Raw genomic sequence first — 252 nt, 5'->3', positions numbered from 1 at the left:
CCGCAGGCGGTTCCCGCTGCACTGCTGCATGCGGTGGACATGACGGTGGAAGTCGCGATGACCGGCCAGGTCCTGCCGCTGGCGGTGGACCTCGGCCCGCAGGCCACGCAGAGTTTCCTGCTCGAAAAGCCGCTGCGCGATGCGCGCGACGAGTTTGAAAAAGCCTATTTCGAGTTTCACCTGGCCAAGGAAGGCGGCTCCATGACCCGCGTGGCAGAAAAGACCGGGCTGGAGCGCACCCACCTGTACCGC

The 252-nt window shown here is 65.5% G+C and carries 1 pseudogene; it reads left to right on the top strand.

The window, feature by feature from the left end:
* A pseudogene (locus HMI57_RS19320) lies at positions 1-252 on the top strand (hypothetical protein); the annotation flags it as partial.

It is taken from the genome of Arthrobacter sp. 260 (assembly GCF_013116745.1).
Lineage (GTDB): Bacteria > Actinomycetota > Actinomycetes > Actinomycetales > Micrococcaceae > Arthrobacter_D.
Note: the sequence above shows the minus strand (reverse complement) of the source record. Positions and strands in the feature narration are given on the sequence as shown.